7 protein-coding genes and 2 pseudogenes are annotated in these 7,072 nt (G+C 68.0%); 5 read left to right on the forward strand and 4 right to left on the reverse strand.

Annotated features, from left to right (window positions below; translation table 11 throughout):
* The 3 genes from ACGFZ2_RS34190 to ACGFZ2_RS34200 form a co-directional block, all read right to left on the reverse strand.
* The coding region (locus tag ACGFZ2_RS34190; protein ID WP_393460999.1) for an IS630 family transposase at nt 1-578 on the reverse strand (578 nt) is incomplete at its 3' end.
* Nucleotides 579-691: 113 nt separating this feature from the next.
* A complete protein-coding gene (locus tag ACGFZ2_RS34195; protein WP_393269800.1) occupies nt 692-1,324 on the reverse strand; it encodes a DUF3060 domain-containing protein in 633 nt (210 codons plus the stop codon).
* A gap of 202 nt (nt 1,325-1,526) precedes the next feature.
* Nucleotides 1,527-1,877 (reverse strand): hypothetical protein, encoded by a 351-nt coding sequence (locus ACGFZ2_RS34200; RefSeq protein WP_393269803.1) that lies wholly within the window; start codon nt 1,875-1,877, stop codon nt 1,527-1,529.
* 66 nt (nt 1,878-1,943) lie between these two features.
* On the opposite strand from ACGFZ2_RS34200, the gene ACGFZ2_RS34205 reads away from it, so the two are divergent.
* From ACGFZ2_RS34205 to ACGFZ2_RS34225, 5 genes and pseudogenes are all read left to right on the forward strand, one after another.
* Nucleotides 1,944-2,768, forward strand: a complete 825-nt coding sequence (locus ACGFZ2_RS34205) for a transposase family protein (RefSeq protein WP_393269804.1) — start codon at nt 1,944-1,946, stop codon at nt 2,766-2,768.
* 25 nt (nt 2,769-2,793) lie between these two features.
* Nucleotides 2,794-3,138: pseudogene (locus ACGFZ2_RS34210) on the forward strand (DUF6194 family protein); the annotation flags it as partial.
* 44 nt (nt 3,139-3,182) lie between these two features.
* On the forward strand, nt 3,183-3,326 hold the full coding sequence (locus tag ACGFZ2_RS34215) for a hypothetical protein (RefSeq protein WP_393461005.1): 144 nt from the start codon (nt 3,183-3,185) through the stop codon (nt 3,324-3,326).
* Between the two features lie 90 nt (nt 3,327-3,416).
* On the forward strand, nt 3,417-4,043 hold the full coding sequence (locus tag ACGFZ2_RS34220) for a hypothetical protein (protein ID WP_393269810.1): 627 nt from the start codon (nt 3,417-3,419) through the stop codon (nt 4,041-4,043).
* A gap of 233 nt (nt 4,044-4,276) precedes the next feature.
* Nucleotides 4,277-5,383: pseudogene (locus ACGFZ2_RS34225) on the forward strand (N-acetylglucosamine kinase).
* A gap of 340 nt (nt 5,384-5,723) precedes the next feature.
* Here ACGFZ2_RS34225 and ACGFZ2_RS34230 read toward each other — a convergent pair.
* The gene (locus tag ACGFZ2_RS34230) at nt 5,724-6,827 is read right to left on the reverse strand and encodes an NADAR family protein (protein WP_393461002.1); all 1,104 of its coding nucleotides are present in this window, start codon (nt 6,825-6,827) and stop codon (nt 5,724-5,726) included.
* Nucleotides 6,828-7,072: the final 245 nt, after the last annotated feature.

Below are 7,072 nucleotides of genomic sequence, written 5' to 3' on the forward strand. Positions count from 1 at the left end.
AGCATCGGCCGGGTCCGCTCGAGTGCCTGCATCTGCGACTTCTCATCCACGCACAGGACCATCGCCTTGACCGGCGGATCGAGGTACAGGCCGACCACGTCGCGGACCTTCTCCACGAACAACGGATCGGCCGACAGCTTCCACGTGTCCACCAGGTGCGGCTTGAGGCCGAACGCCCGCCAGATCCGCGACACCGCGGTCTGCGACAGCCCGGTCTCCTTCGCCATCGACCGCGTCGACCAGTGACTGTCCCGATTGGACGGCTGGCGCTCCAGCGTCTTGACGATCACTTCCTCAATGCGGTCGTCGGTGATTCGACGCGGCGCCCCAGGCCGCGGCTCGTCGGTGAGCCCCTCCAGCCGGCGCGCGAGGAACCGGCTACGCCACTTGCCCACCATGTCCCGCGACACGCCCAACCGCTCCGCGACGTGCGTATTCACCAGACCATCGGCGCACAGCAACACGATCTTCGACCGCAACGCCAACGCCTGCGACGACTTACCTCGCCGTGCCCACCGGGTCAGACACGCACGCTCGTCATCAGTCAGTTCCACCACGCCACGCGGACGACCAGCCATCCCGACAGCCTACTATCTGCCGGCGAATTAACGACTCAGAACACTAGGCATTGCGAATGCTCCAGGTGTCGGCCCGGCCCCGGCATGCTCATCGTCCCGTCGAAGCCTGCACACTATCGGGTGTAGCGGTTTCCAGTACCGGTGTCCGCAGTCGGGGCCTGGGCTCCATCGGACCAGGTGATGGTGTTGTCGTTGCCGTGGACTTCGAGGGCGGTGATCGCGCCGGAGGCGATGACCGTGGAGCCACTGCCGTCGATAGTGAGCCGGTCGATGCTGTCGGTGTTGACAGTGGCCCTGCTGCCGTCGATGGTCGCCGTCTGCGTGCGCCGGTTCGTGACCTTCGCGTCGTCGGCGGTGACCGTGAGCGTGGCGATCTCATCGACGTTGACGCCCGATCCGCGACCGGTGATGGTGGCGGTGCCCCATTTCTCGCCGAGCAGCATGCTGTCCGTGCCGCGAATGGTTACCGTGGTCGCGGCTGCGATGTTGCCGGAGACGTTGTTCGCCTCGACGGTCACGGTCCCGCAGTTGCCTTCGATGACGGGCGTAGCGTCGTCGGCCTGGATCGTGATGTTCTCGCCGTCCTCGCAGCGGCCGCCCTGGGAGAGATCGCGCGGACCCGTGCCTGCCTGGGCATCGGCGGCCGATGCCGTCGATGCCGCAGGCGATGCCATGTCCCCTCCGCTGCCTGCGACGCTTGCGCACGCGGTGAGTGCGATCGTCCCGAGGAACAGTGTCCCCGCCACCGCAGCGGTCCTGAGCCGACTCACGAGCGTACGCACTCTCCGTCCCCCATCTGCAGATTCAGGAGCCCACGGCCTCGCGTTGCCTCCAGAGAAGCACCCCGGGCTCCTGAACGCTCGAGCTTATCAACGCCCTTCGAATGCTGTCCTCGGTCGTCCGAGCGCGCGACGAGAAGCTGTGGCGCTGGTTGGTCACGCTCAACCGTTACACGGCACCGAGCTCAGCAAGCCGCCTGACGCCTTCAACGATCTGGGACTCGGCGGCGGCACCGTAAGAGAACCGGATAAACGGTGCGGGCGGTTCGTCGACCAAGAAGTGGCGCCCGTCGCCCGCGAGCACCCCGGCCTGATAGGCCGTCGCGCAGAATTCCCGAGTATCAGCACCTTCGGGAAGGCACACCCAAAGGTGGATGCCGCCCTGGATGCGCAGGCTCGGCACCGTTGCGCTGATCGCGGACGTGAGGGCATCGCGCCTCGCGAGAGGCGTGGGCGAGATGTGATCGACACGGGCGTATCGGGTCAGGTCGGACGGTGCTCGATACAGGCGTGGAGCCATCGATAGACAGGTCTTTGCGACAAGATTCCGTCTTCGAGAGGGCTCCACGTGATTGCCTATCCTGCCATGGTCGACGTGCCCAGGGAACTGGTGCGCCACCTCGCCCGGCTGCTCGCGACCGAGCGCCGTGCCCGGGGCACCCGGCGCGGGACACGGGCCTTGACCTGCTTCTACCAGGCGTTGTTGGTGCTGGTCTGGTTCCGTAAGGCCGAGGACAAGACGCTGCTGGGTGCCGGGTTCGGCGTCTCTCGGGCCACCGCGTACCGGTACGTGTCCGAGGGCGTCGCGGTCCTCGCCGCGCAGGCACCCGATCTGCACGAGGCGTTGCAGCGGGTCGCCGACGACGGCTGGTCGTACGTGATCCTCGACGGCAAACTGTTCGACTGCGACCGCGTTGCGGAGACCACGCTCAGCGTCAAGGGCGACACCATCGACGCCTGGTATTCCGGAAAGCACCGCGACTTCGGCGCGAATATCCAAGCGATCATCCGCCCGGACGGGCTGCCGATATGGACCACCGACGCGATGCCGGGGCATCTGCACGACCTGACCTGCGCCCAACTGCAGGGCATCACGGCCGCACTGAACTGGGCCGCCGCCGAGCTTGACCTACCCGCCCTGGCCGACGCCGGCTACGACGGCGCAGGCCACGGCATCAAAACCCCGGTCAAGCAACCCACCAACGGCCGACGGCTCGCCGTGGGCAACCGCACCACCAACCGACTGCTACGCGGCCTGCGCTGGCAAGGCGAACGCGGCTTCGCCATCCTCCACGGACGCTGGAAAGCGTTACACCACACCACCAGCAGTCCCCGCGGAGCCGGCGACATCGTCGCCGCCGCTCTACACCTGACCCACTTCGAATACCGATACCCACCCGCAAGTCGCTGAGATCACCTCACTGTCGAGCACGCGGATGTGGCGCTGCATTTCCCGACCGGCACCGACCCGACCATGCTCGCCGAGCGTATCCTCGCGTTGCCCGGCGCCGAGCAGCTCGTGGCGAGCGAGGAAAACGGATCGCCGGAGGGTGCCTGGGGCGACGGTTCTTCTTGTCGGCCCGGACCGCCGCCAGCCCTTCGCCACCATTGTCGAACATGATGTGCCGGGCTTCGACGAGGCCTCCCAGCTCGACCGCCCCGGCGTCTTCCGGCTCAACCTGGACCTGGGCCGAGCCGAGTTCGAGAGGCCTTTCGGCTTCCTGCCCAAGAAATTCGAGGAGCACCGTGACGAGTTCGACTTCGCCCGGCTGGACACGGTCGTGCCACACCCCGGCTACGCGCTCTACGGCTTCGGCAGCATGTCATGCCCGACCCGCAGATGCTGCCCGAGATCGACCGGCTGCTCACGATTGCCCAGCCCGAGCAGTCGAACGCCACGAGCGCGCATCCCGGCGGGCGGCCGACCAGCAGGGCGCGTTCGCCGACAGCGCGGATCTTGGCGGGCTGACGGTTGACGGTCTTCTGCCGGAATGACGTTGCTCCAACACGGCTTTTGTCGCACTCCGGCCATGGTGGCGTTGGTCGATACCCTGACCAGATGCGACCTTTCCGTGCGAGCCTCGGACCGCTGCTGCTACTTGCCCTCGCTGCCTGCTCGGGTCCCGACACGGCCGCAACCGCGCCTTCCTCGTCGCCGGCCGCGCCGCCCCGGCCCGGGCGGCCGGTGTCGAGCGCCAACCCGTACACCGCCGACGGCCCCGCCACGACCACGGATTACGGCACTCCTGGTACAGCGCACGCGAAGATCATGTATGAGCTGCAACAACAGGTACTGAACCAGGCCGGCTCGCCCGCGCACACGTCCGTGACCTGCAACAAGAAGTTCATCACCGGCAACGTGAAGGCGAGGTGCACGGTGAAGTTCGACGACCTCGCGGTGCCGATGGACGTGACCGTGTCGATCGCCGACCAGTACCTGACCTGGTCCGCCGTCGCCTCGGTCGGCGTGCTGTCCCGGACGAACGTGGGTTTTCTGTGGAACAGCGAAGCAGCCAACAACAACGCCCGGCCGGGCACCGCGATGTGCGACGCCGCGATGCCCGACCAGGCGGTGTTCCCCTTCGGCACGACGCCGTTCTACTGCTGGTACACCACAGAGTTGGGCACCGTGGTGGAAAAGCAGGTGTCGGTCGACCGGCGGAGCATCACCTTCGAGAAGGCCTGACCGAGCCATGAGGAGACTTCGCACGCCGCCGAGGGCGGAGTCGCTCCGCCGGGCACACTCTCGTTTTCGAGTACAGCCTCAGCCCATTGATGAACGCCCTTGAGGACATGCCAAAGATAAGAGGTGCCTGCGGCGTCCACAAGAGCGTCCAGAGTCTGGAGGCCCGGACCCGGTCCGGCCCTTGCCGGGCCAACCAGCATGAACGCGGCATCGATCTCAAGGAGTGGATGCGGATGTCCGACACCGTCGTGGTCGGTCTCGACGTCGGGGGTACGTCCACCCGGACGACCGCCCTGACCCTGGACGGACAGCGGCTGGGCACCGGCCGGGCGGGGTGGCGGCAACCCCACCAGCCACGGCGCCGAGCGGGCCGCCGGCGAACTCCTGGCCGACCTGCGGGAGGCGCTCGCCGACATCGACCCCGCCCGGGTACGGGCCGGCACGATCGGCCTGGCCGGGGCGGCCCGCCTGGTCGCCGATCCGGCCGGTCGGGACGCCTTCGACCGGGCCTGGCGCGACGCCAGCCTTTGCTGCCCCTACGTGGTGCACGGCGACGCCCTGGTCGCGTACGCCTCGGGCACCGCGAGCCCCGAAGGCACCGTGCTCATCGCCGGCACCGGGGCGATCGTCGCCAGCGTCTGCGAGATGCGGCTGGACCGTACCGCCGACGGTCACGGCTGGCTGCTCGGCGACGCCGGCTCCGGCTTCTGACTGGGCCGCAAGGCGGTCCGCCGGATGCTCGCCGACCTGGACCAGGGCCGCACGCCCGGCCCGCTGGCGACCGCCGTGCTCACCGAACTGCTCGGCTCCGCCGAGGTGGCGCCCCGCCCCCGGGACACCGTCGACGTGCTGGTCCAGGCGGTGACCCGGCAGCCCCCGTGGAACCGGCCCGGCTGGCGCCCCTGGTGGTCACCGCCGCCGCCGACGGCGAACCGGTCGCCGGCGACCTGTTCGACGAGGCCGCCGCGCTCCTGGCCCAGAGCACGGCGCGGGTCCGTCCGACCGGCGACACCACCCCGATCGTGCGCGGCGGCGGCCTGTTGACCGGCGCCACCCCGCTCGCCGCGGCGGTCCGGGCCGAGGTCGGCCGGCGGTGGCCGGACGCCCCGCTGTGCTCGGCCGGCGGCGGCGCCGCCACCGCGGCCTGGCTCGCCGCCCGCTGGTGGACCGGGGCGCAATGGGTGTGGTCGGTGCAAGCCGGCACCGACGCCGCCGGACTCGACCCCAGCTGCGGGGATGCCGTGGCCCTGCCGAACAGATTCACCGGCACCCGGTACCCCTACGTCTTCTACTGGTCCCGGCAGCAGCCAATGCGACTCATGCTCACCTGGTGGGGCTGACCGGCACTGCACGTCGGAGACGGTCCCGAGCCAGCCGGGCGCGTCCGGTACGTCATCGCCTCGCTCGCCGATGACGGCTGCGCCGATGCTGGTCAGGTACCGGACGACATGCCGGCTCAGGGATGCCCCTGAGCCGGCATGGGGGCTGACCCGCAGCCGAAATCCGCGTCGCAAGCCGATGGCGCGGCGCACTCGTCGTACTGCGACCAATGGCTGATCCCGCAACAACGTCCACGAAACCCACGCAACGCGCGGATCGCGGCATGTGCGTGCGTAGCCCAGTCCTGCCGGGTCTGGGGAGCGCCGACGTCAGCGGCCGATACGGGAACGTGCTCACCCTCTACCTGAGGAAGCCGGCTCGTTGAGCCACGATCTCTGACCGGACAAGCTCCAGGAGACGACCCAGCCAGTTGCGGCCTTTCGTATCTCCGCTCCAGTAGGCCGAGCTGATGTTGTAGTCGATGCGGCCGTCGCCGGTCCCAAGGAGCACGTCTGCGAGTTCTGGGTGTTGATTGAACTTGGCGCGCAGAACCGTGTGCATCGCGGTGAGACGAAGGTGGGGCCAGTCCTGCCTAATCGGCGCATGTCCGACGGCGCGCTCGACGCTAAGGGCTGTCGTGGTGCGGCGGATCGCCGCACGAGCGGTCTCGTCGGTGGTGGCCAGCGCCCAGTAGGCGTGCACGGCGCTGGCGTAGGTGTCGCCGCCAATCTCGATCGTGGCCGGATACTCGTTACGCAGGCACTCGATGCCCGGCTCCGTGGGCCAATTTCCCGGGATCGACGCGAGTTTCACCGTCGAGTTCTGTGCCTGGTCCGGGCCGTCGACGGGGTGGTTTTCGTGCCAGTCTCTGACCGATCGGTCGCGCTCGGCGAAGTACTCGTGCGCCTGGGCGTGCATCGACTCGGTCACGAGCTCGTCGTAGGTGGTGCGCTCGCCGATCGGGGTGCACAGCACGCGAAGCGGCCAGTCCTTCGCGTCCATGTCACCCAATGCGTAGTGCCGCAGGTGCGCGGGGACGGCCATGTATGCGGCCAGTAGCGCCCGCCGATCGGCCTCCGTTCGGTTCTCAAGGTAACGGTCCAAGGCTTCCAGACAGCGGCCGGTGGAGTCAGGTCGGCCATTGAGTTGATCGATCTCGTCGGCGACTTCCCCAAGGAGCTCCTCGCCTGTCAGCCACATCTGCGGTTCGTCGAAGCGCCAGCTTGCAAGATGGTGAGCTGACGCCTGCGCACCTGGCTTGAGATGCGTGGCGACCCATCCGATCTTCAACTTCTCGCGCAGCCCGTCGAGGTCGACCCAGTCCCAACAGTTGATCGCACCATCGGCGAAGACCAGCAGGTCCGTCAGGAAGTAAGTCGGACCGTTACGGATGAAGACCGGTCGCCACGTGCCCTCGATTTGCTCGCCGTCGACGATCCGATAGGTCCTTCTGATCAGCGCCATCGGCGCAGTGTAGGGGGCTATCGAACCCGGTGCCCCTGCTGGAGTGACCAACCGATCTCAGCAGTCGGTGTGATTGGGTGCCCGAAGGCTTGTGACCCGGCGTGACGCCCGGTCGGCGGCAGATGAGGATGCGCCAGTGCTCGCCGACTAAGAGGTCCTAACAAAATGATCTCCGGGCCTGTCGTCCTTTGTAGAGAGTGATCTACGATGTCGGGCCGTGAGGCGTGGTGAGCAGCCGCCGTGGA

This window comes from Micromonospora sp. NPDC048063 (genome assembly GCF_043202855.1).
Classification (GTDB): domain Bacteria; phylum Actinomycetota; class Actinomycetes; order Mycobacteriales; family Micromonosporaceae; genus Micromonospora.